Consider the following 384-nt stretch of genomic DNA (forward strand, 5'->3'; position numbering starts at 1 on the left):
GTATTAGGCAATTTAGTAGGATCTATCCTTATTTATTGGGTAGGAGCAACTGGGGCAAGAACACTGATAGAGAAATACGGTAAATACGTATGGATTCAAGTATTAGGCAATTTAGTAGGATCTATCCTTATTTATTGGGTAGGAGCAACTGGGGCAAGAACACTGATAGAGAAATACGGTAAATACGTATGGATTCAAGCTGAACATATCAAAAAAGCTGAGCACTGGTTTAACCGATATGGCGAATACGCGGCTTTTTTCGGAAGGAATTTGCCCATCATACGCACATTTATATCTTTACCTGCAGGTATTGCAAAAATGAATTTCCCTCGATTCGTTGTCTTTACATTTCTCGGATGCTTGCCTTGGAATTTGGCATTAACC

Annotated in this window: 1 protein-coding gene; it reads left to right on the forward strand. The window is 39.1% G+C overall.

Annotated elements, in window-relative coordinates; genetic code table 11:
* The coding region (locus AC1DUA_RS40935) for a DedA family protein (protein ID WP_477505056.1) at nucleotides 1–384 on the forward strand (384 nt) is incomplete at both ends.

It is taken from the genome of Paenibacillus sp. 01T422, assembly GCF_056398785.1.